This is a genomic window from Butyrivibrio sp. INlla18 (assembly GCF_900103635.1).
Lineage (GTDB): Bacteria > Bacillota > Clostridia > Lachnospirales > Lachnospiraceae > Butyrivibrio.
Genome location: NZ_FMXK01000005.1, coordinates 19,460 through 45,109, shown reverse-complemented (window position 1 = coordinate 45,109; position 25,650 = coordinate 19,460). Strand labels below are relative to the sequence as shown.

Genomic DNA, 25,650 nt, shown 5'->3' with positions numbered 1-25,650 from the left:
TGCGAATCCAAGAAGAGCCCGGGATTCAAGTGAGTAATCACTAGACGCGTGATAAAACAAAAGGAGAAAATATCATGGGAATTAAGAAATACGGCCCATATACCCCATCCAGAAGAAACATGACTGGATCAGATTTCTCAGAGATTACAAAGTCTACACCAGAGAAGTCACTCGTTGTTTCTAAGAACAGCAAGGCTGGTCGTAACAACCAGGGTAAGATCACAGTAAGACATCGCGGATGCGGCGGCAGAGTTAAGTACAGAATTATCGATTTCAGAAGAAACAAGGATGATATGCCTGCAAAGGTTATCGGAATTGAGTATGATCCTAACAGATCAGCAAATATCGCACTTATCCAGTACGAGGATGGCACAAAGGCTTATATCCTTGCACCTAACGGTTTAACAGATGGCATGACAGTTATGAACGGTGCTAACGCTGAGATCCGTGTTGGTAACTGCCTCCCACTTTCACAGATTCCTGTCGGTGAAAACGTACACAACATTGAGCTTTATCCTGGTAAGGGCGGACAGATGGTTCGTTCAGCAGGAAACGCTGCACAGCTCATGGCCAAAGAAGGTAAGTACGCTACACTTCGTCTTCCTTCAGGTGAGATGAGAATGGTTCCTATCGAGTGCAGAGCTACAATCGGTGTTGTTGGAAATGGTGATCACAACCTTATCAACTATGGTAAAGCTGGAAGAATTCGTCACATGGGCATCAGACCTACAGTTCGTGGTTCTGTTATGAACCCTAACGACCATCCACACGGTGGTGGTGAAGGTAGAGCTCCTATCGGACGTTCTGGTCCTAGCACACCTTGGGGCAAGCCAGCTCTTGGTTATAAGACACGTAAGGCTAAGAAGGCTTCTAACAAGCTCATCGTAAGAAGAAGAAACGGTAAAGCCATCAAATAAGGAGGAATAAAATGTCTAGATCACTTAAAAAGGGACCTTTTGCAGACGCAAGCCTGCTTAAGAAGATAGATGCTATGAACGCAGAGGGCCAGAAGCAGATTATTAAGACATGGTCACGTCGTTCTACAATTTTCCCATCTTTTGTTGGACACACAATTGCTGTTCATGATGGAAGAAAGCATATTCCTGTATATGTTACTGAAGATATGGTTGGACACAAGCTTGGTGAGTTTGTTCCTACAAGAACATTCAGAGGACATGCTGGAAACTCTCCTGCAGAGAGAAAGAGCAGCGTAAACTAAGAAGTGTTTTAACGAAAGGAGGTTATATCCATGGAAATGGAGATCAAGCATAGATCAAAAATCAAAAGAGAAAGAAATCGTGACAATAAAGAAACAAGACCTTTTGCAAAGTTATCTTACGCAAGAATACCAGTTCAGAAGGCATGCTTTGTCATGGATGCTATCAGAGGAAAGGACGTTGAGACTGCACTTGCAATCCTTCAGTACAATCCTAGATATGCTTCAAGCGTAATCTACAAGCTTCTTGCAAGCGCTGTAGCTAACGCTGAGAACAACAAGGGTATGAACAGATCAAATCTCTATATTGCTGAGTGCACTGCTAGCAACGGCCCTATCATGAAGAGAATTCAGCCTAGAGCACAGGGTAGAGCATACAGAATCAATAAGAGAATGAGCCATCTCACTGTTATTTTGGACGAGAGATAATTGAAAGGAGAACCTAAGAATGGGACAGAAAGTTAATCCTCATGGCCTCAGAGTCGGTGTTATCGCTGACTGGGATTCCAAGTGGTATGCTGAATCTGGCGATTTCGCCAATAATCTTGTAGAAGATTATAATATCAGAAAATTTCTGAAGAAGAAGTTATATGCAGCTGGTGTTTCTAAGATCGAGATCGAGAGAGCATCAGATAGAGTTAAGGTTATCGTTTATACAGCTAAGCCTGGTGTCGTAATCGGTAAGGGCGGTGCTGAAATCGAAGTAACCAAGAAGGAGCTTTCAAAGCTCACAGACAAGAAAGTTCTTGTTGATATCAAAGAAATCAAGAAGCCTGATAAGGATGCACAGCTTGTTGCAGAGAATATCGCTCAGCAGCTCGAGAACCGTGTATCATTCAGAAGAGCAATGAAGTCATGCATGAGCAGAACAATGAAGACAGATGCACTTGGTATCAAGGCATGCTGCTCAGGCCGTCTCGGCGGTGCTGATATCGCTCGTTCAGAGTTCTACAGCGAGGGAACAATTCCTCTTCAGACTCTTAGAGCAGACATCGATTATGGTTTTGCTGAAGCAGATACAACCTATGGTAAGGTTGGTGTAAAGGTATGGATCTATAAGGGTGAAGTACTTCCAACTAAAGCAGGTGAGAATTCAGATAAGGAAGGGAGCGATAAATAATGTTAATGCCAAAGAGAGTTAAGCACCGCAAGCAGTTCCGCGGTTCAATGGCTCATAAAATTACTCGTGGTACTACAATCACTTATGGTGATTTCGGTATTGTTGCGCTTGAGCCTTGCTGGATCAATTCAAATCAGATTGAGGCAGCCCGTGTTGCTATGACACGTTTCATCAAGCGTGGTGGTCAGGTTTGGATCAAAATTTTCCCTGACAAGCCTATTACATTGAAGCCTCTTGGAACTCGTATGGGTTCTGGTAAGGGTGCCGTAGATAGATGGGTAGCTGTTGTTAAGCCTGGTCGTGTAATGTTCGAAATCGGTGGTGTTGCCGAGGCCGACGCAAGAGAAGCTCTTCGTCTTGCTATGCATAAGCTTCCTTGTAAGTGCAAGATCGTTTCAAAGGCTGATTTGGAAGGCGGTGTATCTAATGAAAACTAATAAGTATGTAGATGAGTTGAAGGCTAAGTCAGCTGATGAGCTTCAGACTGAGCTTGTATCAGCTAAGAAAGAACTTTTCAACTTAAAATTCCAGAACGCTACAAACCAGTTGGATAATACAGCAAGAATTAAAGAAGTAAGAAGAAATATTGCAAGAATCCAGACTGTAATCACACAGAACGCAAAGGCAGCTAACTAATACCTTTGTCTAATCTAAAAGGAGAAAAGATCGTGGAAAGAAATTTAAGAAAAACGCGTGTTGGAAAAGTAACAAGCGATAAGATGGACAAGACCATCACAGTTTCCATTGAGGACCATGTTAAGCATCCTCTTTACAAGAAGATCGTAAAGAGAACTTACAAGCTTAAGGCTCATGACGAGAACAATGAGTGCCGTATTGGTGACACAGTTAAGGTAATGGAGACAAAGCCTATCTCCAAGGATAAGAGATGGAGACTTGTATCCATAATTGAACGTGCAAAGTAATACAAAAAAAGGAGAAATATCATGATTCAGCAGGAAAGTAGACTTAGAGTCGCTGATAACACAGGTGCTAAAGAGCTTCTTACAATTCGTGTTATGGGTGGATCTACAAGAAGATATGCGAGAATCGGCGACACAATCGTTGCTTCAGTTAAAGAAGCAACACCCGGTGGAGTTGTAAAGAAGGGTGACGTTGTTAAGGCTGTTGTCGTTCGTACTGTTAAAGAGACACGTCGTAAGGACGGTTCCTACATCAGATTTGATGAGAACGCTGCTGTTGTTATCAATGAAGATGGTACGCCTAAGGGAACACGTATTTTTGGACCAGTAGCTAGAGAGCTTCGTGAGAAGAAATTCATGAAGATTCTTTCTCTTGCTCCTGAAGTATTATAAGGAGGCGCCCAGATGTCAACTAGTAAGATTAAGAAGGGTGATATGGTAAGAGTTATCGCCGGAAGAGAAATCGATAAAGAAGGAAAAGTTCTTTCTGTTGATGTAAAGAACGGAAAGGTAGTTGTTGAGGGCCTTAACAAGGTTACAAAGCACGAGAAGCCTTCTGCAAAGAATCCTAATGGCGGTATTGTAGAGCGCGAAGCTGCTCTTGATATCTCAAACGTTGTGTATCTTCATAACGGACAGCCTACTAAAATCGGTTTCAAGGTTGAAAAGGATGATAATGGTAAGGTTGTAAAGAAGAACCGCATCGCTAAAAAGACTGGTGAGGTTATCGACTAATTTAGGAAGGAGGTATTAAGCGTTGAGTAGATATAAGGATTTATACAAAAACGAGATCGTTGATGCTATGACAAAGAAGTTCGGTTACAAGAACGTAATGGAAGTTCCAAAGCTCGACAAGATCGTTATCAATATGGCAGTTGGAGAAGCTAAGGAGAATGCTAAGCTTCTTGAGAACGCTGCAAACGATATGGCTATTATTTCAGGCCAGAAGCCTGTTTACACAAAGGCTAAGAAGTCAATCGCTAACTTCAAGTTAAGAGAGGGTATGCCAATCGGATGTAAAGTAACACTCCGTGGCGACAAGATGTACGATTTCCTTGATCGTCTTGTAAACCTTGCTCTTCCTCGTGTACGTGACTTCAGAGGAATCAATCCTAACTCATTCGATGGTAGAGGTAACTACGCTCTTGGTATCAAAGAGCAGCTTATCTTCCCTGAGATCGAGTATGATAAGATTGACAAAACAAGAGGTATGGACATCATTTTCACAACAACAGCTAAGACAGATGAAGAGGCTCGTGAGCTTCTCACACTGTTCAATATGCCTTTTGCAAAGTAATAGGAGGGAATAAGACACATGGCTAAATTATCCATGAAGGTTAAACAGCAGATGAAACCAAAGTTCTCTACACGTGCTTATAATCGTTGTAAGATCTGCGGTCGTCCTCATGCATATCTTAGAAAGTACGGAATCTGCAGAATTTGCTTCCGTGAACTTGCATACAAGGGCGAGATTCCTGGTGTTCGTAAGGCATCATGGTAATCTGCGAGAGCAGAACTATCATTTAAGTGGTTCAGGATGGGGACCACTAAATAACAATTAAACACATTGCGGCTTCGTGTCTCTGCTCAATTCGGGGAGTAGTAAGGCGAAGCAATAATAATTAAGGAGGCAATTTTAAAATGGCAATGAACGATCCTATTGCAGATATGCTTACAAGAATTCGTAACGCAAACACTGCTAAGCATGACACTGTTGATGTTCCTTCTTCAAAGATGAAGCTTGCTATCGCAAACATTCTTCTTGAGGAAGGTTATATTAAGAAGCTTGATGTAGTAGAAGATGGAGCATTCAAGAATCTTCACATCACTCTTAAGTATGGTGCTGACAGAAACGATAAGGTTATCACTGGTCTTAAGAGAATCTCAAAGCCTGGTCTTCGTGTATACGCAGGCAAGGATGAGCTTCCTAGAGTATTAGGCGGACTTGGTATTGCAATCATTTCAACAAACCAGGGCGTTGTAACTGATAAAAAAGCAAGAGAGCTCCAGGTTGGTGGCGAAGTTCTTGCATTCATTTGGTAAATTGGAGGTACGGGCATGTCACGAATTGGAAAAATGCCAATCGCAGTTCCTGCTGGTGTAACAGTAGAAGTTGCAGAAAATAATAAGGTGACTGTAAAGGGACCTAAGGGTACTCTTACAAGAGTTTTCCCAGCTGAGATTTCTTTCTCACAGGAAGACGGACAGATCGAGGTTAAAAGACCTGACGATCAGAAGAAGACAAAGGCTTTACATGGTCTTTCAAGAAGCCTTCTTAACAACATGGTTGTTGGTGTTACAGATGGCTACGAAAAGAAGCTTGAGGTTAACGGTGTAGGTTACAGAGCTGCTAAGAATGGTAAGACACTCTCTCTCACACTTGGTTATTCTCACCCTGTAGAACTTGTTGATCCAGAAGGAATCGAGACAGTTGTTGAGGGTCAGGTAATTACAGTTAAGGGAATTGATAAGGAAGCAGTTGGACAGCACGCTGCAATCATCAGAGAAAAGAGAGCTCCAGAGCCATATAAGGGCAAGGGTATCAAGTATGCTGATGAGGTTATCAGACGTAAAGTTGGTAAGACTGGTAAGAAATAATTAAGAAGGAGAGTGCAAAATGGTTAGTAAGGAATCAAGACAGAAAATTCGTGTTAAAAAGCACATGAAGATTCGTAATCGTTTCAGCGGAACAGCTGAGAGACCACGTTTAGCAGTATTTAGAAGCAATAATCACGTATATGCACAGGTTATTGATGATGTAGCTGGTAAGACACTTGTATCTGCTTCAACTCTTGAAAAAGATATCAAGGCTGAGCTTAAGAATACAGATGACATTGATGCAGCTTCAAAGATCGGTGATGTAGTTGCTAAGAGAGCAATTGAAAAAGGTATCAAGGCCGTAGTATTCGATAGAGGCGGTTATATTTATCACGGTAAGGTTAAAGCCCTTGCTGATGCTGCCAGAGAAGCTGGCTTGGAATTCTAAGAAGGGAGAAAACACAATATGAAGCGTACAATCGTAGATGCTAGTCAGCTCGAATTGACAGATAAAGTTGTAACCATCAAGCGTGTTACTAAGGTTGTTAAGGGTGGACGTAACATGAAGTTCACAGCACTTGTTGTAGTAGGTGATAACAACGGACACGTTGGTGTTGGTCTGGGCAAGTCAACAGAAATCCCAGATGCTATCCGTAAGGGTAAAGAGGATGCTACTAAGAACCTCATTACTGTACCTCTTGACGAGAATAACAGTATTACACATGATTTCGTAGGTAAGTTCGGCTCTGCTGAAGTTTTACTTAAGAGATCTCCAGAAGGTACTGGTATCATCGCTGGTGGCCCTGCTCGTTCAGTATGTGAGCTTGCAGGTATCAGAAATATCAGAACAAAGTCACTTGGTTCTAACAACAAGCAGAACGTTGTTTATGCAACAATCAACGGTCTTGCTCAGTTAAAGACACCTGAAGAAGTTGCTGCTAAGCGCGGCAAGTCTGTTGCAGAAGTAACAGCATAATAGGAGGATATTATCAATGGCAAGCGAAAAGAAACTCAAGATCACATTGGTTAAGTCCACAATTGGCGCTGTACCTAAGCAGGTAGCAACAGTAAAATCAATGGGATTCAAGAAACTTAACAGTTCTGTTGAACTTCCTGATAACTCAGCAACAAGAGGACAGATTCAGCAGATCAGACACCTTGTAAAGGTTGAAGAGATCTAATCTCGACATAATTGAAACATTAATTGTAACTGGGGCTGTTCTAAGTGTACGCGAGTGGTATATAATGTATATTGTGTACTGCGCTGAGCGGCATAAGCCCCAGTATGTATAAGGAGGAATATCATGGAATTATCCAACTTAAGACCTGCTGAAGGTTCAGTACAGAGCGATAATTTTAGAAGAGGCCGTGGACATGGTTCAGGAAACGGCAAGACTGCTGGTAAGGGACATAAGGGTCAGAAGGCTCGTTCAGGAGCACCAAGACTTGGTTTCGAAGGTGGTCAGATGCCATTGTTCAGAAGACTTCCTAAGAGAGGCTTCAAGAACATCAACCACAAGAACATCGTTGGTATCAACTTAAGCGCACTTGAAGCATTTGACAACGGTGCAGTTGTTGACATTCAGGCACTTAAAGATGCTGGAATCATCAAGAAAGAGCTTGATGGTGTTAAGATTCTTGGAAACGGCGAATTTACTAAGAAGCTTACGGTTAAAGCAAATGCGTTCAGCGCATCAGCTAAAGAGAAGATCGAGGCACTTGGTGGAACAACAGAGGTGATCTAATGTTTAAGTCCCTAATGAATGCATTAAAAGTCAAAGAAATTAGAATGAAGATTCTATTTACTCTTGCGATGCTCGCCCTTATCAGACTTGGATCTGCTATTCCAGTTCCAGGTATGAATACAGCAGTTTTTAAGAACTGGTTTCAGGGTTTGACAGAGAGTGATGCATTTGGTTTTATGAATCGATTCACTGGTGGATCATTTGAGAACATGTCAATCTTGGCACTCAATATCACGCCATACATCACATCTTCCATTATCATTCAGCTCCTTACAATTGCTATTCCTAAGTTTGAGGAGTGGCAGAAGGATGGCGAAGATGGAAGAAAGAAGCTTACAAAGCTTACAAGATATATCACTGTAGCTTTAGCTCTTATCGAATCAATAGCCATGGCAGTCGGCTTTTACAGGAACACAGGATTCCTTACTTCACAGAATCCATTCCTTGTAGTTCAGATTGTTGCAGCACTCACAGCTGGTAGTGCATTCCTGATGTGGATTGGTGAAAGAATCACAGAAAATGGGGTTGGAAACGGTATATCAATAGTTCTGACTATCAACATTCTTTCAAGAATGCCGTCAGATATCAGCTCACTATTCGGTCAGTTTGTGAGCGGAAAGCCTATTGCAAGGGGAGTAGTATCAGCAATAGTTATTATTGCGGTTATTATCTTTATGGTTTTATTGGTCGTTCTTCTTAACGGCGCTGAGCGTAGAATTCCTGTTCAGTATGCTAAGAAGATCCAGGGAAGAAAGACATACGGTGGAAACCGTTCTGAAATTCCTCTCAAGGTCAATACAGCCGGCGTTATGCCAATTATTTTTGCAATGTCACTTTTCCAGTTCCCGATCATTATTACACAGCTTGTTGGATATAATGGATCAGGATTCTGGGGCAAGGCAGTTGCATTTTTAAATCAGAGTAACTGGTGCAATCCAAATCACCCTGTATATACACTTGGTTTGGTTGTATACATACTCTTGCTCATCTTCTTCGCATATTTCTACACATCAATTACATTTAATCCAATTGAGATTGCAGACAATATGAAGAAGCAGGGTGGATTTATTCCTGGAATCAGGCCAGGTAAGCCAACTAGCGATTACCTTACAAGCATTTTGAACTACATCATTTTCATAGGTGCATGCGGCCTGATCATCATCGGCGTATTACCTATCGTATTCAATGGTTTGTTCGGTGCAAAGGTTTCATTTGGTGGAACCAGCCTTATCATCGTGGTAAGCGTTATACTTGAGACAATCAAGCAGATTGAATCACAGATGCTTGTACGTAATTACAAAGGTTTCCTGGAAGATTGATTTTATGAAAAAAAGAGGTCACAGGGCTTCTAATAGCCCTGGAGCCTCTTCTTTCTAGTTTAAGTGTATTTTTTAAAGGGGAAGCAAAGTATGAAGATAATTATGTTGGGTGCACCTGGTGCTGGAAAAGGCACACAGGCACAGATGATCGCGGATAAGTATAATATCCCACATATCTCTACAGGAGATATTTTCAGAGCTAATATCAAGAATGGTACAGAACTTGGTAAGAAAGCAAAAGAGTATATGGATAAAGGACAGCTTGTTCCAGACGAACTCACAGTAGAGCTTCTCTTGGACAGAGTTGCAAATGAAGATTGCAAGAACGGATATGTTCTTGATGGATTCCCACGTACTATACCACAGGCAGACGTATTAGATAGCGAGCTCACAAAGCTTGGGGATAAGGTTGATTATGCTATCAACGTTGACGTTCCTGATGAGAACATTGTAAACAGAATGTCAGGAAGAAGAGCATGCCTTAAATGTGGTGCTACTTATCATATCAAACATATTCCACCAAAGACTGAGGGAATATGCGATAAATGTGGAAGCGAGCTTGTTCTTAGGGATGATGATAAGCCTGAGACAGTTCAGAATAGATTATCTGTATATCATGAGCAGACACAGCCACTTATCGATTACTATGATAAGAAGAATATCTTAAAGACTGTTGACGGTACTAAGGATATGCAGGAAGTATTTGATAATATTGTAGGTATTTTGAATGCGTAAAGTTATCTCAATTAAGACAGATGAAGAAATAAATCTTATGAGAGAATCAGGGCATCTTTTAGCTAAGGTTCATGACGAGCTTCATGCTGCAGTCAGACCTGGAATCTCTACTTTAGAACTTGATGAGATTGGCGAAAAGACTATTAGAGCGCTAGGCGGGATACCAAATTGTAAGAATTATGAAGGATTTCCTGCTTCTGTGTGCATATCAGTTAATGATGAAGTAGTTCACGGAATACCAAGTGCTGATAAGATCCTTAAAGAAGGTGATATAGTTACCTTTGATACAGGATTAATATATAAAGGTTATCATTCAGACGCTGCAAGAACTTGGGGCGTTGGTAAGATCAGCGATGAAGCTCAACAGCTGATCGATGTAACCAGAGAAAGCTTTTTTGAAGGTATTAAGATGGCCAAAGCTGGAAATAGGCTTTACGATATATCCAAAGCGATAGATAATTATATTAAGCCCTATGGATATGGTATAGTTAGAGAGCTTACAGGTCATGGAATAGGCACAAGCCTTCATGAAGAACCTATGGTTCCAAACTTTAAACAGTGGCGCAGAGGTGTTAAACTACAAAAGGGAATGACAATCTGTGTGGAACCAATGATAGCAATGGGCCAAAGGTATGTTGGCTGGCTGGATGATGACTGGACAGTGGTAACCGTAGATGGTTCCCTAGCCGCACATTATGAAAATACGATCGCCATAACTGATGGTGAACCAGAAATATTGACAATCATTTGATAGTTAAGTAGGAGGATAAAGATGTCAAAGGCTGATGTAATTGAAATTGAAGGAAAGGTTATTGAGAAGCTTCCTAACACAATGTTCCAGGTAGAGCTTGAGAATGGACACGTTGTTCTTGCTCATATCAGTGGTAAGCTTCGTCAGAACTTCATTAGAATTTTACCAGGAGATAAGGTTACTCTTGAGCTTTCACCTTATGATCTCACAAAGGGTAGAATCATCTGGAGAGATAAGTAATTAAGATCTTACGGACTGTCGTATATAGCATACGGCAGTCTTTTTTTACGATATTATGTGTGTTAAAAATGTGCTATGCCATGCTAAATATGTCCGATTTTATGTGGTCTAACGCTAATTTATAATGACATTGTCGATAAGACAATTGTCATTATTTATTTAATTCAAAAGGGAGGTTATTTGAAAAATGAAAAAAAGATTTGTATCAGTACTAATGACAGCAGCTGTTGTTCTTTCAATGACAGCATGTGGCGTTCAGGCTCCTGAGACTCCTGCAGAGACACCTGCAGCTGAGACACAGGAAGAGACAGCAGAAGCTCCTGCAGCTGATTCAGCTGAGGAAGTTACTCCTGCAGCAGATGCTATTACTCTTGTAATGGCTGAGGTTAACCCTCTTGATACTATTGTTGGTATGACAGATCAGAAGTTCAAGGAAGAAGTTGAGGCTAGATCAAATGGATCTATCATCATTGACCTTCAGGCAAGTGGTGTTCTTGGTTCAGAGAACGACGTACTTGACACAATGCTTGGTGGCGGCGGCACAATCGATATGTCTCGTATCTCTGCTTTCGCTCTTACACCATACGGCGGACAGAAGTCAATGCTTCTTTCACTTCCATACATCTTCACAAGCCGTGATCATTTCTGGAACTTCGCTACATCAGACCTTGCTCAGGAATTCCTTCAGGAATCATCAGAGAATGGTAGTGGTGTAAGAGGTCTCTTCTATGGTGAGGAAGGTTTCCGTCATTTCTTCACAGTTAATGAGATCACAGGTATCGAGTCATTCAAGGGCATGAAGATCCGTGTATCTAACGACCCTGTTATGAATGGTCTTGTTGAAGGTCTTGGCGCTAACCCTACAGTAGTTGCTTTCGGTGAGCTTTACAGCGCACTTCAGACTGGTGTAGTTGATGCAGCTGAGCAGCCAATCGCTAACTACAAGTCAAACGCATTCCCAGAAGTTGCTCCATACATGATCCTTGACGGACACACACTTGGTGCTATCCAGGTTGTTATCACAGATGAGGCTTGGAACAAGCTTACACCTGAGCAGCAGGATATCCTCGTTGAGGCTGGTAAGGCAGCATCTGAGTACAACCGTTCAATCTCAGAAGAGAAAGAGAACGAAGTACTTGAGCAGCTCAAGGCTGATGGTGTTACAATCATCGAAGTTGATGACATCACACCTTGGCAGGAAGCTGTTAAGCCTGTAATCGAAGAGAACATTAAGGGTCTTGAGGATTACTACCAGAAGATCGTTGACATGAAATAATTAAACTTTATCAAACCGTTTTATAGAAAAGAGGTACTATGAATTCTTTCTTCAAAGCGGTAGATAAGATCAAACCTGTATACGATATTACTTATAAAGTAATGCTATTTGTATGTAAACTCTTGCTGGTGACAGATATTCTGATCACCAGCATGAGTGTTCTTGGAAGATATGTTTCTTTCGTTCCAGATCCATCTTGGAGTGAAGAAGTTGTCCTTACACTTATGGCTTACATGGCTGTTATTTCAGCCGCACTTGCAATCAGACGCGGTGCTCATATTCGTATGACTGCATTTGATAGATATCTACCTAAACAAGTAATCAAGATTTTAGATTTGCTTTCAGACTTATGTATTTTATTCCTTGCATTTGTAATGCTCATTGTTGGTTGGAAGTATGCTTCAACAATCGGTAGCAAGGGTACTTACGTTTCTCTTCCAAAGTTATCAAGGTTTTGGATGTATTTCCCAATTCCTGTGGCTGGATTTGCCATGATCGTTTTTCAGCTTGAGGCAATCTATAACCACATCAAAGGTTTCTTTATAAAGGAGGAGGATAAATAATGACCGTTAATTCTACTGCTATTGCTATTTTGCTTATTAGCTTCTTAGTAATGATATTTTTAAGATTCCAGATTGCTTACGCGGTTGCTTTATCATCTATCCTCTGTCTTCTTTATCAGGGACTTCCACTTACAACAGTTTGTCAGCAGATGGTTAAGGGTATCAGTTCTTTCTCTCTTATGGCCGTTCCATTCTTTATTACGATGGGATGTCTCATGGGACAGGGTGGTATCTCTGAAAAACTTATTGCATTGGCGGATGCTTGTGTAGGTTGGATGACAGGTGGTATGGCCATGGTTAACATTGTGGCATCCTACTTCTTTGGTGGAATTTCAGGATCTGCAGCTGCAGATACTGCTTCACTTGGAAGTATCCTTATTCCTATGATGGTTGAGCAGGGTTACGACGATGATTTCTCAACAGCCGTAACAATTACATCTTCTTGCGAAGGACTCCTTGTTCCTCCTTCTCATAACATGGTAATCTATGCTATGAGTGCTGGTGGAGTTTCTGTAGGAAGCCTGTTCCTGGCTGGATATGTTCCAGGAGCACTCCTTGCACTTTCTCTTATGGTCGGCTCTTATATTATTTCTAAGAAGCGCAATTATCCTAAGGGAAAACCATTCAGCTTCAAAGCATTTGTTAAGCAGCTCGGTACTTCATTCTGGGCTCTTGCAGCAGTTATCATCGTAGTAGTAGGCGTAGTAGGTGGTGTATTCACAGCAACTGAGTCAGCTGCCGTAGCCGTTATCTATAGCCTTATCGTAAGCGTATTCATCTATAAGGGACTTGATTGGAAGGGTGTATGGAAAACACTTGAGTCATGCGTTGACACACTATCAATCGTGCTTATCCTTATCTCTACATCAAGTATCTTTGGATATTGCCTTACAACACTTCATGTTCCAGATATTGCTGCTAATGCTATAATTGGACTTACAAGAAATCCAATTCTTATTGCACTTTTACTTAACCTTATTCTTTTAGTACTTGGATGTATCATGGATATGGCTCCAATCATCCTGATTGCAACACCTATCCTTCTTCCAATTGCAACATCAATTGGTATTAATCCAATTCAGTTTGGTATAATGATCATACTTAACTGTGGTATCGGACTTCTTACACCTCCTGTAGGTGCAGTTCTTTTCATTGGATCTGCAGTTGGTAAGGTTAAGATGGAAAAAGTAGTAAAGGCAACATTACCATTTTATCTTTGCATGATCTTAGTTCTTTTACTGCTTACATTTATACCTGAAATAAGCATGTTCCTTCCAAACCTGCTTATGAAGTAATATTTGCTGAAAGGTCTTTTTATGGATTATAAGTTTAAATGTGACGTTAAAGCATCAGACCTGTGGAAAATGGCTATGAAGCGCACTTACAAGTCAATCGTTGGAGTAGTAAATGTAGTATTTACAGTTGCTATGATAGCCCTTGTGATCAGATTTTGGGGAGAAGCCTCCTCATTTATGAGAAGTGTGATGGTCATAGGATGTCTCCTTTTTCCAGTTATTCAGCCTCTGGCAACATATGGCAAGAGTGCCAAGCAGCTCGAGGACATGCCAAAGGACATGGAGCTGTCATTTGATGACAGGGGAGTACATGTTGAGACAGGCGGTAAGTCTGAGGATATCAGATGGAAAAAGATCTCTAACGCCATTAAACGCAGCAATATGATCATCGTAATGTCAGATGACAGACATGGTTATATGCTCACAAACAGAGTCCTTGGAGACCAGAAAGAGAGCTTTTATCAGTATCTCTGTAGCAAAATTAAAGGTTAGTTTCAAATAGTAATTTAAAAGAGGCAGCGCTATAATTATTCCTATAACAAACGCGGCCTCTTTTTTTTAAGCATATGATAAAAATACGTAATTTTTGGAAAAACCTAACAATAAAAAATAAGATAAGAGCTTTTACTAGCAGTGTATTCATCGCTATTTTGGCAGCTCTTTTATTTGATGTGTGGATAATTAAGCTCTTCATGATGGACTTTAATGATATCATGGAGGACAATTCCCACAGCGGAGAGCTGGTTGCAGCCATATCAAGCGAGATAGATACTTTTGATTCCTATGTTCACGGTTCAGACCCAATAGATACCAGTGAGTGGGAAAAGAGTGTTGCTGCTACCCAAAAGGCCTTTGACAAGAATCCTTTGGTCTATAAGAGGCTTGGAGAGGAGAGATATGCTCTTTTATCATCTCTTAGGACAGCTTATTCAAGCTATAGTGAGGCTCGAAACGAGGTAATAGATCAGTATCAGTCAGGACACCTTGATATAGACAAGCTTTATGACGTGTATAGCATGCAAAAATACCTAAATGTCTATGCTCAGAGATTTGTGGATAAGACCATGCGTGAGGGCAATTTTAGTTATAAAGAGCTGATGCCTGTTATTGTCAGTGTGCCATTTCTTGTTGCAGCTCTTGGAGTGATCATCATTCTTGTGATCTACAAGATGTCTAAGGTCATGGACAATTCTATCAGTGTGCCAGTTTTAAAGCTTGCAAATGCTTCCAGAAAGATTGCAGCCAATGACTTCTTTATTGATGACGTTGAGGCTGATAACAAGGATGAAATGGGAGAACTGGTAACAGCCTTTAACAAGATGAAATATGCTACCGGCGAGTATATCCGAGGTATGGAAGATAGGCGAATAGTACTTGATCAGCTCCACGCCAAGGAACTTGAGAATCTTGAAATTGAGAAGCAGATGGAGACCATGAATCTAGAGCTTTTGAAGAGCCAGATCAATCCACACTTCCTTTTTAATACCTTGAATGTTATTAAAGGTACTGCAAATCTCGAAGATGCCCCAACTACTGAGCAGATGATAGAGGCCCTTAGTTCCCTCTTTAGATATAACTTGAAGAACCAGGCAAAAGAGGCACTTCTTGCCCAGGAGCTTAAGATTTCCAGAGACTATATGTATCTTCAGAAGATGAGGTTTGGAGACAGGGTGTCTTTTGAAGTTGATTCTGATGTGGATGAAAACAAGGTCATTGTGCCTACATTCACATTCCAGCCACTTCTTGAAAATGCCATTATCCATGGAATTTCTCATAAGGTCGAGGGTGGAAAGATTCTTATCAAGATCAGACAAAATGAAGATATGCTTCATATCGAAGTATCTGATACTGGAGAAGGCATGGATGAAGAGCTTCTTGAGAAAGTAAGAGCTCAGCTTGAGATTGGAAATGAGAAGGTCATTGACAAGGATATTATTGGAATTGGCCTTGGAAACATTAACCGAAGGATCAGAACTATGTACAAAGGCGGAAGCCTTAGAATTGAAAGCACTAAAAATGTTGGCACAACCATTATCATTGATATTCCAATGCAGGGAGATGTAGTCTAGGAGAAATACATATGTACAGAATACTTGTAGCAGATGATGAACCTATTGAGAGACAGGTTATAAATAAAAAGATAGCAGGCTTTTTTCCTGGACAGGTGGAGATACACATGGCTGAAAATGGCTTGGAAGCTGTTAAGACCTTTGAAGATAATTCATGCCAGATTGCCATACTTGATATTGAGATGCCAGGAATGAACGGCCTTGAGGCGGCTGAGGAGATCAGGAAAAAAGACAAAAACTGCAGCATTATCTTTTTGACTGCCTTTGACGAATTCAGTTATGCAAAAAAAGCTATTGGAGTAAGGGCGTTAGATTATCTTTTAAAGCCTGGGGCAGATGAAGATCTTATAAATGTTCTTGAAGAAGCTTTTGATATTTGTGACAAAGAGACCACCATTCCAGCTAGTGTAAATAATTTTAATGACAAAGATATTGAACATTATAAAGTTTACGGAAGCGGAAATATGTCGAACAAACTGATAAGTGATATCACTACGTTTATTGACGAGCACTACAGCGAAGATATTGCCCTTCAGGACATTGCGAGTGTGCTCGGATATTCAGATGTGTATTTCTGCAAGCTTTTTAAACAGAACTTTGGAAAGAACTTTATTACATATCTGAATGAATATAGAATGGCAAAGGCCAAAGAGCTTCTTGCCAATCCACTTATAAACATTAAAGATGTTGGACAAAAAGCAGGTTATAGAGACGCTAATTATTTTACAAGAGTTTTTAAGCGCATGGTAGGCATGACACCTAGTGAGTACAGAATCGGAGTTTTGGGATCATGAAAAAGAAATGGGCATATGGAATAATTTTCATAATGGCTTTGATCGTCTTTTGTGTTGTAGGAAACAGGATATATCTGTGGAAGACAGGAAGTTCCAAGAAAGGATCTCCTGACTTTGTACTTCTTTATGCTGAAAACCAGACAGCCGATTATCCAACAACTTTGGGAGCAGAGAGATTTGCTGAACTTGTCTATGAGCGCACAGACGGAAGGATAAAGATACTAGTAAAACATGGAGCTGAGCTAGGAAGCGAGATGGAAGTCATTAAACAGCTTAGCTACGGTGGTATTGCTTTTGCCAGAGTATCAATTTCACAGATTGCTGAGTATGTTCCTGATATGAACATTCTTCAGATGCCTTATCTTTATTCAAGCTCTGAGCACATGTGGAGAGTCTTGGATGGAGAAATAGGAGATGAGTTCCTTGCTAAGGCCTCAGAGTACAATCTGGTAGGACTATCCTGGTACGATGCTGGAGCTAGAAACTTCTATAGCACCAAGCCTATCACATGTCTTGAAGACCTTCAGGGAATGAACATCAGAATTCAGGAATCAGATATGATGGCAGATATGGTATCAGCTCTTGGTGCCAATCCTGTTAAGATCGTGTACTCTGATGTTTACTCAGCTCTTGAGCAGGGTATCGTAGACTGCGCTGAGAATAACTGGCCATCCTATGAAGCTATGAAGCACTACAATGTAGCAAGATACTATACTATAGATGAACATACCAGAGTTCCTGAAATTCAGCTATGTTCAAGTGAGATCTGGAATCAGCTAAGTGAATCTGATCAGCAGATAATCATGGATTGTGCAAAAGAGTCAGCGCTTTACGAAAGACAGCTTTGGCACGAAAGAGAAAAAACATCCAGAGAGATAGCAGAAAAGAGCGGAGTTACAGTTATTGATATTACAGCCGCAGAAAAACAACGCTTTAGAAGAGCAATGTCTTCCGTATATGAAAAATACTGTGAAAATCAGATGGAAATTTTAGAAAAGATCATGGAATATTGATAGAAAATAACTATATTTTATAATAATAAAGAAAATATTAAATAACGCTATATCGCTTGTTTTGGCACATGTATTAGTCTACAATTTTATGTATGGAACGCGCATTTTTATATGTTTATATATATTAAGGAGGCTTATATATGGCTAAGAAACGTGGTTCTTTGATGACTGTTATAGTTGGAGCGATTCTTTTGGCGGTTGTTATTACTACGCTATCTATCGAGATTTTTTCAATCAATAGTACCATGAGTACTAATGTCAAGATGACCAATGAGTATAGAACCAGACTTGAAGAAGATATCAAAGCTGAGCTTAAAAATGAGACTCAGTGTGCCATGAGTGTTTGCGCTTATAATTATTCAAGATATCAGAATGGTGAGATAACGCTGGATGAAGCAAAAGAGCTGTCAGCAAATATCATCAGAGAAATGAAATATAACGAGGGATCAGGATATTTCTGGATCGATACTTCTCAAGGTATCAACGTAGTACTTCTTGGAAGAGATACAGAAGGTCAATCCAGATGGGACGCAAAGGACCCTAATGGAACATATTTCATTCAGGAAATGATCAAAAATGGTATGCAGGATGGCGGCGGATATACAAACCTCATGTTTGCTAAGCCAAATGAAACAGAGCCTCTTCCAAAGGTTAATTACACAGCATACTATGAGCCATTTGACTGGGTCATGGGTACCGGTGTATGGGTAGACTATATTGACTCTCTTGAAGCTGATTACAGTAAAGCAGCTAGCCTTGCTCTTAAATATAATATCTGGAATTCATTAGTAGTTGTTTTCATACTTATCATAGTAGGTACTATAATTGCAATTTACATCGGTAAGAGAATTACTAAGCCTATCATTCTTGTAACTGATCAGATGACCAAGATGTCCAACAGTGATTTTACTGACAGTGAAGAGATGGAGGAAGTTCGTAAGCTTAGTAATGAGAGAAATGAGATCGGACAGATTTCTGAGGCTCTTGATACCATGCATACAAGTATCAGAGATCTTATGATGAAGATCTACGATACTACATCTTATGTTGCATCAGCTTCTGAAGAGCTTTCAGCTAGTGCTTCTCAGTCAGCAGATGCCAGTGAAATGGTTGCTAACTCCTGTACAAGTGTTGCTGATTCCTGCAATGGACAGATCACAGCAGTTGCTGGAGCAAGTGATGAGACCAAGCACTTTATCGAGAATATGCAGGAGTTCAAGGATGCTATCAACAGAACTACTGAAATGATCAAGAATACAAACGAAGCAGCTACCAAGGGTGCTGATGATATGACTAATGCAACAAACATGATGGGATCTATCAAAGAGTCCGTTGAAAATACAGCATCAGTTGTAGATGCTCTTGGTGAACAGCTCAAGAATATTGACAGCTTTGTTGAGACAATTTCTGAGATCGCCAGCCAGACAAACCTCCTTTCACTGAATGCTTCTATCGAGGCTGCTAGAGCAGGTGAGATGGGTAAAGGCTTTGCGGTTGTTGCCAGTGAGATCAGTAAGCTTGCAGATCAGTCAAATGAAGCTGCAGCCAAGATCACAGTACTTATCGAAGATATCATGAAGAACTCTGAAGAAGCAGTTGAGGCTATGAGAGAAGGTGCTCAGAGCGTTGTAGAGGGTACAGAGACTGTTAATGAAGCTGGTAATACATTCAGCAATATCGTTGACATGGTATATTCAATCTCTGAGCAGTCAGAGAGAATGAGCGAGATCGTTGGTCAGCTTTCAGCTGGTACTGACACTATCGCTGAGAATATCAGAATGATCGAAGACATGAGTACAAGCGTAGCTGATGAGACTCAGAACGTATCTGCAGCATCCCAGCAGCAGACAGCTTCTACTCACGAAGTTGCCGAAGCTTCCGACAAGCTTGCTGAGAACGCTCAGGAGCTTCAGAAGTTTGTTTCCAAATTCGAACTGTGATGTGAAACCATATATAAGAGGGTGGTGATCTTCGGATCACCACCCTCTTTTTGCGTGTAAAAAAGTAATTAAAAATGAGGACACTTTCCAAAAATCAGGGTATGTTTTGTCAAAATAATGTTTCCTATAATCATCCTATATCAATTGATTTACATAAAACAAAACCTATAGATTGAGAGGAAACAAAAGATGAAAGGCGAAAAAGATAAGGGAAAGTATTTGCAGCCAAAACGAAGCTGGAAGCAGGAAATTCAAAGAAACTGGGCATTATATGTTCTGATCATGCCAGCTTTTGTCCTTGCAATTATCTTTTGCTACGTGCCTATGGGCGGACTTATTATGGCATTCCAGAACTACAAGCCATGGCTTGGAATAACAGGTTCTGAGTTTGTTGGAATGGAGAACTTCAAGCAGATCTTTGTTTTCCAGGAATCATATCAGGCAATAATCAATACTTTGATAATTGCGGTCAGCAAGATAATATTGGGACTTATCGTTCCGATCGTCATAGCTCTTTTGCTGAATGAAGTAAGTAACGTAGGACTAAAGAAAGGTATTCAGACGCTTGTATATCTGCCTCACTTCCTGTCATGGGTAACAGTTGCTGGAATGATGCGTGATGTTCTTGGTCTTGACGGTATCGTGAATTCAGCGATCCAGAGACTTGGTATGGAGCCAATCTTCTTTTTGGGTGAAGCAGGTATGTACAGGCAGATCATCGTATTGTCTGACCTTTGGAAGGGGTTTGGATTTGGAATGATCGTTTATCTTGCAGCTATCTCCAATATTGATCAGAGCCTTTATGAGGCAGCACAGATGGATGGTGCCAACAGATTCCAGCAGACACTTCACATCACACTTCCGGGAATTGCTCCAATGATCATCGTTATGGCAACACTTAGTCTTGGAAATGTACTTAACGCAGGATTTGACCAGATCTATAACACATATTCTCCACTGACTTACAGCACCGGAGATATTATTGATACCTATGTTTACAGGCAGTCACTTATCAACGGCCAGTACAGCTTTGGTACAGCAGTTGGACTTTTTAAGTCAGGAATCAGCTTCATGCTGACAGTAATAGCCTATAAGCTTGCATACAAGTTTGCCGGCTACAGAATTTTCTAAGACCTAAGGAGAATATCATGAGGAGAGTTTCATTTAGTAGAAAGATATTTGTTGTAATAAATACTATTTTTTTGGTATCACTTGCGCTTTTATGCGTACTTCCACTTGTTAACCTTCTTGCTATTTCATTTAGCGGCAAGGCAGCAGCTAACAGCGGAATCGTAACATTTTGGCCAGTTGATCCAACAATACTTGCATATCAAAAAACACTTCAAAACAGCAACTTCGTAAGATCACTTGAGATCTCTTTTGCAAGAACTATCCTTGGAACCTTGCTTTCTATGTTCGTTATTACAACAGCTGGTTACGCACTTTCAAAGGATTTTAGAGGCAGAACACCTCTTATGTGGTTTTTCGTGTTTACCATGCTCTTTGGAGGCGGACTTATTCCTTCATATATGGTAAATACCTCTTTGGGACTTAAGAATAACTTCCTGGTATATATTCTTCCAGGAGCATTTAGCTGTTACAACCTGATACTTATCATGAACTTCTTTAGGTCAATACCAAAGGCCTTGGAAGAAGCAGCGCTTATAGATGGTGCAAGCTTTTTTGATGTACTTTTAAAGATTTTTTTACCGCTTTCAAAGGCAGGACTTGCCACTGTAGCTCTTTTCACAATGGTAGGTCACTGGAATGAGTGGTTTACTGGAATCCTGTATATGTCAGATACCAAAAACTACCCACTGGCTTCATTCCTACAGGTAATCGTAGTTCAGGGCAATCAGCAGGATCTTGCACTTGATCCAACATCGGCAGCAGCAATGTCAGAGAGAACCATCAAGGCTTCTCAGATATTTATCGGTGTTCTGCCAATCCTGCTTGTTTATCCTTTCCTGCAAAAATACTTTGTAAAAGGAATGATAGTTGGAGCAGTAAAAGAATAATATAATGTTTACGGAGGAAGAAACAATGAAAAAGAGAAGGGCATTAATTGCAACACTTCTGACAGCGTCTATGCTCCTTGCTGCATGCGGAAGTGCAGATCAGAAGAAAAACAGTGTGCAGAGCACAAAGAATGCAGATGGTAAGTATGAACCAACACTTACAATTACCATTGCAAAACAGCTTGATGAGAATGCTGGTAAATACGCTGAGGGTGACGACATCAACAAGAACCCAATGGTAGAACTTACTGAAGAAAAGCTCGGAATCAAGATGGAGACAACACTTCTTGGTGGAGATGCTGGCAACTATGATACAAAGCTCAGACTTGCACTTACAGGTTCTGAGGAGCTTCCAGATGTATTCCCTGTATATGGAACACAGATGATCGCAGATATGATCGAGTCTGGAAGAGTAAAGGCAATCGATGAAGATATCGAGAAATACATGCCTGAGAGATTAAAAGAGATTTATGACAAGTATCCAGAGACTTTTTACCCTGTTATGAAGGATGGCAAGACATACGGTATTGCCTGCGCACCAACCCTTACAGAGGGACAGGTTATGATCATCAGACAGGACTGGCTTGATAACCTTGGCCTTAAGGCTCCTACAAATCTTGAGGAGTTTGAAGCAGTCATCAAGGCATTCACAGAAGATGATCCAGATGGAAACGGCAAGAAGGATACATATGGATTCACATATTCAGGATCTGGTGTATACAACACAGGATGGGTTTCAGATCCAGTAGCTCTTTTCTCAGCTAACTCTGGTAAGCACATTCCAGGAAGCTGGCAGGAAGATGAGAATGGTAACCTTGTTTATGGCTCTATCGATGAGGGCAACAGAAAGACACTTGAGCTTCTTGCTAAGTGGCATGCAAATGGCTGGATATTCCAGGAAGCTGCAGCAACAGGCGCTTGGGATGCTATGGGCCAGTTCACAGAAGGTAAAGCAGGCATCTTCATTGGAAGACCATGGGCAGTTGGTTCAGTAAGAGATGTTACTTCAGTTGATCCTAACGCAGTAATTGCTTGCTATCCAAATATCAAGCAGGACAACGGTGAGTGCACATATCAGTCAGCTCAGACAACAGATGGATGGCTCATGTTCAACAAAGACTTTGACAACATGGAAGCATTCTTCACATATTACGATTGGATCTACGATGTAGCATTTGGTACAGGCGACTTCCAGTATGGCTTCATGGAAGACTACGATTATGACATCGTTAACGGCGAAGTTGTATTTGACACAGCTAAGTTTGATCCAGCAGTTACAGATCCATTCCTTCCAGGTAAGTCAACAGTACTTAAGAACACTCCTATGATCGACAGAATGCAGGAGTACGCTGATGCTAAGGCTGGTAAGGTTGAAACTGGTGCGCAGATCAGAGCAGCTGCTGATTTTGAGTCAGCTCCTGATATGGCAGAAGGCTATGTAATTGCTAACGACAACAGAGAAGAGCTCATTCCTAACCTCTACAACGCAGAGCCAACACCTACAATGAAAAAGTGCTGGGAACAGTTGCAGACAATGGAGGCTCAGGTTTACACTAATATAATCTACGGAAAAGAACCTATTGAGTCATTTGATAAGTTTGTTGAAGACTGGAAGACTCAGGGTGGAGAACAGATTACACAGGAAGTAAACGAATGGTACAAAACCATGAAGTAAAAAAGATTCGTTCTATATATATAACCTTCATCATTTTCTTGATGATGGTGGTGCTGAGCTTTAGTTTTATCTATCTCTACAGCACCAGCACGTTGCAGGAATCTCTTACAAGTGTTGCTATTAGTCAGATGGAGCATTCCACTCTTTTGATCGGTAACAAGGTAAAAGAAATTGAGATTGAGGCTGATGGTATATTACACAGCGGAAATCTCAAGACCCTGCAGCTTGCATTGACAGAAGGAACGGACGTATATGATTTCGTCACTGCAGCAAGCACAATGAAGGAATATCTGAATGACAGACAATCAAGTAATGTTGGCATGGCATTCTTTGTCCTTTATTGGCCTCGCTCAGGACGTATCATCTCAAATGTGGCTGGGGCGAGTATAAGCTCTGGCCTTTTTGATGATTTAGATGATAACAAATGGGTAATATATGGCAACGAGATATATTACTTTAGAAAATATACTACAAGCTGGGATAAGTACGATGATGAGCCCTATCTTATAATCAAGATGGACGGAGACTACCTTTACAAGATAAAGAACATGACTGTTAATCTTGGTAATGGCGGAACAATGCTACTTTACGGCGATTGTAACAGTATCTTTTCAACTTCAGAAAAAGAGAAGACTCTTCTATCAGAGCTGTCTCATCAAAAGCTTGATATTCAGTACTATATCATCAAGATTGATGGTCAGAATTATAGAGTTGTTAAGTCAAAAGAGTCTGCAAATGGGCTGTATCTTATTTCATATTATCCTATCAATGAAATGAACAAGCCTATAAATTCTATTACCTGGATAATTGGTATATCTCTTTTGGCTGTACTGATAGTAGGAACTTTCATCATGCTTCAGTATTACAGGCACATATTGTTGCAGCTAAATGTGGTAACTGAAAAGCTAAAGCAGCTTGAGAATGGTGATCTAAGCGTTCAGATAGATAAGGATAAGCTTCCGGATAATGAGTTCTCCTATGTATTTGAGCAGTTTAACAGCATGGTAAATAAGATAAGAGAGCTCCTTGCTTCTAGTATCAAGGAACAGCAGCTCAGAAATCAGGCGGAGGTAAGGCAACTGCAGCTTCAGATAAATCCGCACTTTTTGTACAACTCTTTGTCCTATATAGTTACAGTTGCAGATAAGCCAAAGGCTGTGACTGAAATGGCAGCACACCTTGCAAATTACTATAGATACTGCACCAAGAATAAGACACAGGCTACCATTGGCGAAGAGATAGGCTATGCCAAGTCATATCTTTCCATAATTGCCATGAGAAAAAATATTGAGTATTATCTGGATGTTCCAGATAGCCTTTACAACGTGCGGATAATTCCACTTATATTGCAGCCGCTTATAGAAAATGCTATTGAGCATGGTATAGAGGAAAGAGAGTATGCCAAGCATATTCAGGTTAAGATGTATATGCTGGGAACAGGCGAGATCAGGACAGAAGTTTCTGATGATGGTGATGGTCTTAGCGATGAAGCTATAGAAAAGCTTGAAAAACAGATCGGCAAAAAAACGCGAGATGCTGAAGAAAGTGTTGGGCTTTGGAATGTGAATCAGCGTCTTATAAACTATTACGATGAAACCGCAAGACTACAGTTTACAAAGAGTCAGTGGGGCGGACTCAGAGTCTATTTCACATTTAGACCGGAGGATGGAAATGACAGTACTTATAGTTGATGATGAACCATATATGGTTGATTATATTGCAGGGCTGTTAGACTGGCAGCAGATTGGATTTGATAAGGTACTGACAGCAGGAGGCGGGTCTTTAGCTCTTGATCTTATCAAACAGCATAGCCCGGATCTCTTGATAACAGATATCAAGATGCCGAGGATCTCTGGCCTTGATCTTGCAGAGTATATAGATGAAAATAAGTTAAATACTAAGGTTGTGATACTTACTGGCTATAGTGATTTTGAGTATGCACAAAAGTCAGTGCACTATGGAGTTACAGATTATCTTGTAAAACCTATCTTGAAGGATGATTTTCAGGAGACTATTAATAGGATCATGGAAAAGCATTTTTCAAAAGAATGCAAAGCTGCTGATACTAGCGGAGTTCTAAAGGACAAGAAGGATGTGATCTCTTTTGTCCAAAAATACGTAATGGATAATTGTGAAGAAGAACTTTCGCTTGAGATGCTAAGTGGAATAGTACATCTTCATCCGGCGTATCTATCCAAGATTTTTAAAGAAGTTTCGGGAGTTGGACTACTTTGCTATATAACTGATGCAAAGATGCAAAGAGCAGCAAAGCTCCTAGAGGAAACAGATATGAAGGTTGCAGATATAGTGACTAAACTTGGTTATCACAAGTATCAGTACTTTTCAAAACTCTTTAGAGACAAGTATGGTATTTCACCTAAGGTATACAGATTAGAAAAAAGATTTGTTTTGGAGAAGTAAAC

At 40.6% G+C, this 25,650-nt stretch carries 34 protein-coding genes; all 34 read left to right on the top strand.

Annotation, left to right across the window (positions count from 1 at the left end; genetic code table 11):
- Nucleotides 1-74 precede the first annotated feature (74 nt).
- The 34 genes from rplB to BLS24_RS02870 all read left to right on the top strand — a co-directional run bounded on the left by rplB (nucleotide 75) and on the right by BLS24_RS02870 (nucleotide 25,648).
- The gene (gene rplB, locus BLS24_RS03035; protein ID WP_071176728.1) at nucleotides 75-917 is read left to right on the top strand and encodes a 50S ribosomal protein L2; all 843 of its coding nucleotides are present in this window, start codon (nucleotides 75-77) and stop codon (nucleotides 915-917) included.
- An 11-nt stretch (nucleotides 918-928) separates the two neighbouring features.
- On the top strand, nucleotides 929-1,219 hold the full coding sequence (rpsS, locus tag BLS24_RS03030; RefSeq protein ID WP_026652528.1) for a 30S ribosomal protein S19: 291 nt from the start codon (nucleotides 929-931) through the stop codon (nucleotides 1,217-1,219).
- Between the two features lie 36 nt (nucleotides 1,220-1,255).
- Nucleotides 1,256-1,645: a 50S ribosomal protein L22 gene (rplV, locus tag BLS24_RS03025; protein WP_071177512.1), complete on the top strand. Its 390-nt coding sequence runs from the start codon at nucleotides 1,256-1,258 to the stop codon at nucleotides 1,643-1,645.
- Between the two features lie 19 nt (nucleotides 1,646-1,664).
- The gene (gene rpsC, locus BLS24_RS03020) at nucleotides 1,665-2,336 is read left to right on the top strand and encodes a 30S ribosomal protein S3 (protein WP_022778093.1); all 672 of its coding nucleotides are present in this window, start codon (nucleotides 1,665-1,667) and stop codon (nucleotides 2,334-2,336) included.
- Nucleotides 2,336-2,773, top strand: a complete 438-nt coding sequence (rplP, locus tag BLS24_RS03015) for a 50S ribosomal protein L16 (RefSeq protein ID WP_091756023.1) — start codon at nucleotides 2,336-2,338, stop codon at nucleotides 2,771-2,773. The genes rpsC and rplP overlap by 1 nt, the downstream gene beginning before the upstream one ends.
- A complete protein-coding gene (gene rpmC, locus BLS24_RS03010) occupies nucleotides 2,763-2,972 on the top strand; it encodes a 50S ribosomal protein L29 (protein WP_024865221.1) in 210 nt (69 codons plus the stop codon). The genes rplP and rpmC overlap by 11 nt, the downstream gene beginning before the upstream one ends.
- 32 nt (nucleotides 2,973-3,004) lie before the next feature.
- Nucleotides 3,005-3,259 (top strand): 30S ribosomal protein S17, encoded by a 255-nt coding sequence (gene rpsQ / locus BLS24_RS03005; RefSeq protein ID WP_013280005.1) that lies wholly within the window; start codon nucleotides 3,005-3,007, stop codon nucleotides 3,257-3,259.
- A 21-nt stretch (nucleotides 3,260-3,280) separates the two neighbouring features.
- On the top strand, nucleotides 3,281-3,649 hold the full coding sequence (gene rplN / locus BLS24_RS03000; RefSeq protein WP_022764361.1) for a 50S ribosomal protein L14: 369 nt from the start codon (nucleotides 3,281-3,283) through the stop codon (nucleotides 3,647-3,649).
- 12 nt (nucleotides 3,650-3,661) lie between these two features.
- The gene (gene rplX / locus BLS24_RS02995; RefSeq protein ID WP_071176726.1) at nucleotides 3,662-3,991 is read left to right on the top strand and encodes a 50S ribosomal protein L24; all 330 of its coding nucleotides are present in this window, start codon (nucleotides 3,662-3,664) and stop codon (nucleotides 3,989-3,991) included.
- 22 nt (nucleotides 3,992-4,013) lie between these two features.
- On the top strand, nucleotides 4,014-4,553 hold the full coding sequence (gene rplE / locus BLS24_RS02990) for a 50S ribosomal protein L5 (RefSeq protein WP_022772938.1): 540 nt from the start codon (nucleotides 4,014-4,016) through the stop codon (nucleotides 4,551-4,553).
- Between the two features lie 18 nt (nucleotides 4,554-4,571).
- The gene (locus BLS24_RS02985; RefSeq protein WP_071176725.1) at nucleotides 4,572-4,757 is read left to right on the top strand and encodes a type Z 30S ribosomal protein S14; all 186 of its coding nucleotides are present in this window, start codon (nucleotides 4,572-4,574) and stop codon (nucleotides 4,755-4,757) included.
- Nucleotides 4,758-4,897: 140 nt separating this feature from the next.
- Entirely contained in the window at nucleotides 4,898-5,299 is a 402-nt protein-coding gene (rpsH, locus tag BLS24_RS02980) for a 30S ribosomal protein S8 (protein WP_013280010.1), read from the top strand.
- Between the two features lie 15 nt (nucleotides 5,300-5,314).
- The gene (rplF, locus tag BLS24_RS02975) at nucleotides 5,315-5,854 is read left to right on the top strand and encodes a 50S ribosomal protein L6 (protein WP_071176724.1); all 540 of its coding nucleotides are present in this window, start codon (nucleotides 5,315-5,317) and stop codon (nucleotides 5,852-5,854) included.
- A 19-nt stretch (nucleotides 5,855-5,873) separates the two neighbouring features.
- Nucleotides 5,874-6,242, top strand: a complete 369-nt coding sequence (gene rplR / locus BLS24_RS02970; RefSeq protein ID WP_071176723.1) for a 50S ribosomal protein L18 — start codon at nucleotides 5,874-5,876, stop codon at nucleotides 6,240-6,242.
- An 18-nt stretch (nucleotides 6,243-6,260) separates the two neighbouring features.
- Nucleotides 6,261-6,770, top strand: coding sequence for a 30S ribosomal protein S5 (gene rpsE, locus BLS24_RS02965; RefSeq protein WP_026515602.1), 510 nt, complete (start codon nucleotides 6,261-6,263; stop codon nucleotides 6,768-6,770).
- Between the two features lie 16 nt (nucleotides 6,771-6,786).
- Nucleotides 6,787-6,975: a 50S ribosomal protein L30 gene (gene rpmD / locus BLS24_RS02960; RefSeq protein WP_022764368.1), complete on the top strand. Its 189-nt coding sequence runs from the start codon at nucleotides 6,787-6,789 to the stop codon at nucleotides 6,973-6,975.
- A 123-nt stretch (nucleotides 6,976-7,098) separates the two neighbouring features.
- On the top strand, nucleotides 7,099-7,539 hold the full coding sequence (rplO, locus tag BLS24_RS02955; RefSeq protein ID WP_091756021.1) for a 50S ribosomal protein L15: 441 nt from the start codon (nucleotides 7,099-7,101) through the stop codon (nucleotides 7,537-7,539).
- Nucleotides 7,539-8,858 (top strand): preprotein translocase subunit SecY, encoded by a 1,320-nt coding sequence (gene secY / locus BLS24_RS02950; RefSeq protein ID WP_091756019.1) that lies wholly within the window; start codon nucleotides 7,539-7,541, stop codon nucleotides 8,856-8,858. Before rplO ends, secY begins: the two co-directional genes overlap by 1 nt.
- A gap of 90 nt (nucleotides 8,859-8,948) precedes the next feature.
- Nucleotides 8,949-9,593, top strand: coding sequence for an adenylate kinase (locus BLS24_RS02945; RefSeq protein WP_071176720.1), 645 nt, complete (start codon nucleotides 8,949-8,951; stop codon nucleotides 9,591-9,593).
- Complete coding sequence (map, locus tag BLS24_RS02940; protein ID WP_091756017.1) at nucleotides 9,586-10,344, top strand: type I methionyl aminopeptidase; 759 nt, start codon at nucleotides 9,586-9,588, stop codon at nucleotides 10,342-10,344. Before BLS24_RS02945 ends, map begins: the two co-directional genes overlap by 8 nt.
- 21 nt (nucleotides 10,345-10,365) lie before the next feature.
- Nucleotides 10,366-10,584, top strand: coding sequence for a translation initiation factor IF-1 (gene infA, locus BLS24_RS02935; RefSeq protein ID WP_013280019.1), 219 nt, complete (start codon nucleotides 10,366-10,368; stop codon nucleotides 10,582-10,584).
- A 187-nt stretch (nucleotides 10,585-10,771) separates the two neighbouring features.
- Nucleotides 10,772-11,860, top strand: a complete 1,089-nt coding sequence (locus BLS24_RS02930) for a TRAP transporter substrate-binding protein (protein ID WP_091756015.1) — start codon at nucleotides 10,772-10,774, stop codon at nucleotides 11,858-11,860.
- A gap of 38 nt (nucleotides 11,861-11,898) precedes the next feature.
- Complete coding sequence (locus tag BLS24_RS02925; protein WP_091756013.1) at nucleotides 11,899-12,423, top strand: TRAP transporter small permease; 525 nt, start codon at nucleotides 11,899-11,901, stop codon at nucleotides 12,421-12,423.
- Nucleotides 12,423-13,718 (top strand): TRAP transporter large permease, encoded by a 1,296-nt coding sequence (locus BLS24_RS02920; protein WP_091756011.1) that lies wholly within the window; start codon nucleotides 12,423-12,425, stop codon nucleotides 13,716-13,718. Before BLS24_RS02925 ends, BLS24_RS02920 begins: the two co-directional genes overlap by 1 nt.
- Before the next feature lie 21 nt (nucleotides 13,719-13,739).
- On the top strand, nucleotides 13,740-14,210 hold the full coding sequence (locus BLS24_RS02915; RefSeq protein WP_091756009.1) for a YcxB family protein: 471 nt from the start codon (nucleotides 13,740-13,742) through the stop codon (nucleotides 14,208-14,210).
- Nucleotides 14,211-14,410: 200 nt separating this feature from the next.
- Nucleotides 14,411-15,787 (top strand): sensor histidine kinase, encoded by a 1,377-nt coding sequence (locus tag BLS24_RS02910; RefSeq protein ID WP_242872218.1) that lies wholly within the window; start codon nucleotides 14,411-14,413, stop codon nucleotides 15,785-15,787.
- A gap of 11 nt (nucleotides 15,788-15,798) precedes the next feature.
- Nucleotides 15,799-16,581, top strand: a complete 783-nt coding sequence (locus BLS24_RS02905; protein WP_091756005.1) for a response regulator transcription factor — start codon at nucleotides 15,799-15,801, stop codon at nucleotides 16,579-16,581.
- Complete coding sequence (locus BLS24_RS02900) at nucleotides 16,578-17,594, top strand: TRAP transporter substrate-binding protein (RefSeq protein ID WP_091756003.1); 1,017 nt, start codon at nucleotides 16,578-16,580, stop codon at nucleotides 17,592-17,594. Before BLS24_RS02905 ends, BLS24_RS02900 begins: the two co-directional genes overlap by 4 nt.
- Before the next feature lie 140 nt (nucleotides 17,595-17,734).
- Complete coding sequence (locus BLS24_RS02895; RefSeq protein ID WP_091756001.1) at nucleotides 17,735-19,534, top strand: methyl-accepting chemotaxis protein; 1,800 nt, start codon at nucleotides 17,735-17,737, stop codon at nucleotides 19,532-19,534.
- A 189-nt stretch (nucleotides 19,535-19,723) separates the two neighbouring features.
- On the top strand, nucleotides 19,724-20,665 hold the full coding sequence (locus BLS24_RS02890) for an ABC transporter permease (RefSeq protein WP_091755999.1): 942 nt from the start codon (nucleotides 19,724-19,726) through the stop codon (nucleotides 20,663-20,665).
- A 17-nt stretch (nucleotides 20,666-20,682) separates the two neighbouring features.
- Nucleotides 20,683-21,552: a carbohydrate ABC transporter permease gene (locus BLS24_RS02885; RefSeq protein ID WP_091755997.1), complete on the top strand. Its 870-nt coding sequence runs from the start codon at nucleotides 20,683-20,685 to the stop codon at nucleotides 21,550-21,552.
- A gap of 25 nt (nucleotides 21,553-21,577) precedes the next feature.
- Nucleotides 21,578-23,227, top strand: a complete 1,650-nt coding sequence (locus tag BLS24_RS02880; RefSeq protein WP_091755995.1) for a type 2 periplasmic-binding domain-containing protein — start codon at nucleotides 21,578-21,580, stop codon at nucleotides 23,225-23,227.
- The gene (locus tag BLS24_RS02875; protein ID WP_091755993.1) at nucleotides 23,206-24,918 is read left to right on the top strand and encodes a sensor histidine kinase; all 1,713 of its coding nucleotides are present in this window, start codon (nucleotides 23,206-23,208) and stop codon (nucleotides 24,916-24,918) included. Before BLS24_RS02880 ends, BLS24_RS02875 begins: the two co-directional genes overlap by 22 nt.
- Nucleotides 24,899-25,648: a response regulator transcription factor gene (locus tag BLS24_RS02870; protein ID WP_176764313.1), complete on the top strand. Its 750-nt coding sequence runs from the start codon at nucleotides 24,899-24,901 to the stop codon at nucleotides 25,646-25,648. The genes BLS24_RS02875 and BLS24_RS02870 overlap by 20 nt, the downstream gene beginning before the upstream one ends.
- Nucleotides 25,649-25,650 lie beyond the last annotated feature (2 nt).

What these genes read in the sequence shown, in the direction of transcription:
- rplB (WP_071176728.1), top strand. Translation starts at nt 75, where the DNA reads ATGGGAATTAAGAAATACGGCCCATATACCCCATCCAGAAGAAACATG.
- rpsS (WP_026652528.1), top strand. Translation starts at nt 929, where the DNA reads ATGTCTAGATCACTTAAAAAGGGACCTTTTGCAGACGCAAGCCTGCTT.
- rplV (WP_071177512.1), top strand. Translation starts at nt 1,256, where the DNA reads ATGGAGATCAAGCATAGATCAAAAATCAAAAGAGAAAGAAATCGTGAC.
- rpsC (WP_022778093.1), top strand. Translation starts at nt 1,665, where the DNA reads ATGGGACAGAAAGTTAATCCTCATGGCCTCAGAGTCGGTGTTATCGCT.
- rplP (WP_091756023.1), top strand. Translation starts at nt 2,336, where the DNA reads ATGTTAATGCCAAAGAGAGTTAAGCACCGCAAGCAGTTCCGCGGTTCA.
- rpmC (WP_024865221.1), top strand. Translation starts at nt 2,763, where the DNA reads ATGAAAACTAATAAGTATGTAGATGAGTTGAAGGCTAAGTCAGCTGAT.
- rplN (WP_022764361.1), top strand. Translation starts at nt 3,281, where the DNA reads ATGATTCAGCAGGAAAGTAGACTTAGAGTCGCTGATAACACAGGTGCT.
- rplX (WP_071176726.1), top strand. Translation starts at nt 3,662, where the DNA reads ATGTCAACTAGTAAGATTAAGAAGGGTGATATGGTAAGAGTTATCGCC.
- BLS24_RS02985 (WP_071176725.1), top strand. Translation starts at nt 4,572, where the DNA reads ATGGCTAAATTATCCATGAAGGTTAAACAGCAGATGAAACCAAAGTTC.
- rpsH (WP_013280010.1), top strand. Translation starts at nt 4,898, where the DNA reads ATGGCAATGAACGATCCTATTGCAGATATGCTTACAAGAATTCGTAAC.
- rplF (WP_071176724.1), top strand. Translation starts at nt 5,315, where the DNA reads ATGTCACGAATTGGAAAAATGCCAATCGCAGTTCCTGCTGGTGTAACA.
- rplR (WP_071176723.1), top strand. Translation starts at nt 5,874, where the DNA reads ATGGTTAGTAAGGAATCAAGACAGAAAATTCGTGTTAAAAAGCACATG.
- rpsE (WP_026515602.1), top strand. Translation starts at nt 6,261, where the DNA reads ATGAAGCGTACAATCGTAGATGCTAGTCAGCTCGAATTGACAGATAAA.
- rpmD (WP_022764368.1), top strand. Translation starts at nt 6,787, where the DNA reads ATGGCAAGCGAAAAGAAACTCAAGATCACATTGGTTAAGTCCACAATT.
- rplO (WP_091756021.1), top strand. Translation starts at nt 7,099, where the DNA reads ATGGAATTATCCAACTTAAGACCTGCTGAAGGTTCAGTACAGAGCGAT.
- secY (WP_091756019.1), top strand. Translation starts at nt 7,539, where the DNA reads ATGTTTAAGTCCCTAATGAATGCATTAAAAGTCAAAGAAATTAGAATG.
- BLS24_RS02945 (WP_071176720.1), top strand. Translation starts at nt 8,949, where the DNA reads ATGAAGATAATTATGTTGGGTGCACCTGGTGCTGGAAAAGGCACACAG.
- map (WP_091756017.1), top strand. Translation starts at nt 9,586, where the DNA reads ATGCGTAAAGTTATCTCAATTAAGACAGATGAAGAAATAAATCTTATG.
- infA (WP_013280019.1), top strand. Translation starts at nt 10,366, where the DNA reads ATGTCAAAGGCTGATGTAATTGAAATTGAAGGAAAGGTTATTGAGAAG.
- BLS24_RS02930 (WP_091756015.1), top strand. Translation starts at nt 10,772, where the DNA reads ATGAAAAAAAGATTTGTATCAGTACTAATGACAGCAGCTGTTGTTCTT.
- BLS24_RS02925 (WP_091756013.1), top strand. Translation starts at nt 11,899, where the DNA reads ATGAATTCTTTCTTCAAAGCGGTAGATAAGATCAAACCTGTATACGAT.
- BLS24_RS02920 (WP_091756011.1), top strand. Translation starts at nt 12,423, where the DNA reads ATGACCGTTAATTCTACTGCTATTGCTATTTTGCTTATTAGCTTCTTA.
- BLS24_RS02915 (WP_091756009.1), top strand. Translation starts at nt 13,740, where the DNA reads ATGGATTATAAGTTTAAATGTGACGTTAAAGCATCAGACCTGTGGAAA.
- BLS24_RS02910 (WP_242872218.1), top strand. Translation starts at nt 14,411, where the DNA reads ATGATGGACTTTAATGATATCATGGAGGACAATTCCCACAGCGGAGAG.
- BLS24_RS02905 (WP_091756005.1), top strand. Translation starts at nt 15,799, where the DNA reads ATGTACAGAATACTTGTAGCAGATGATGAACCTATTGAGAGACAGGTT.
- BLS24_RS02900 (WP_091756003.1), top strand. Translation starts at nt 16,578, where the DNA reads ATGAAAAAGAAATGGGCATATGGAATAATTTTCATAATGGCTTTGATC.
- BLS24_RS02895 (WP_091756001.1), top strand. Translation starts at nt 17,735, where the DNA reads ATGGCTAAGAAACGTGGTTCTTTGATGACTGTTATAGTTGGAGCGATT.
- BLS24_RS02890 (WP_091755999.1), top strand. Translation starts at nt 19,724, where the DNA reads ATGAAAGGCGAAAAAGATAAGGGAAAGTATTTGCAGCCAAAACGAAGC.
- BLS24_RS02885 (WP_091755997.1), top strand. Translation starts at nt 20,683, where the DNA reads ATGAGGAGAGTTTCATTTAGTAGAAAGATATTTGTTGTAATAAATACT.
- BLS24_RS02880 (WP_091755995.1), top strand. Translation starts at nt 21,578, where the DNA reads ATGAAAAAGAGAAGGGCATTAATTGCAACACTTCTGACAGCGTCTATG.
- BLS24_RS02875 (WP_091755993.1), top strand. Translation starts at nt 23,206, where the DNA reads ATGGTACAAAACCATGAAGTAAAAAAGATTCGTTCTATATATATAACC.
- BLS24_RS02870 (WP_176764313.1), top strand. Translation starts at nt 24,899, where the DNA reads ATGACAGTACTTATAGTTGATGATGAACCATATATGGTTGATTATATT.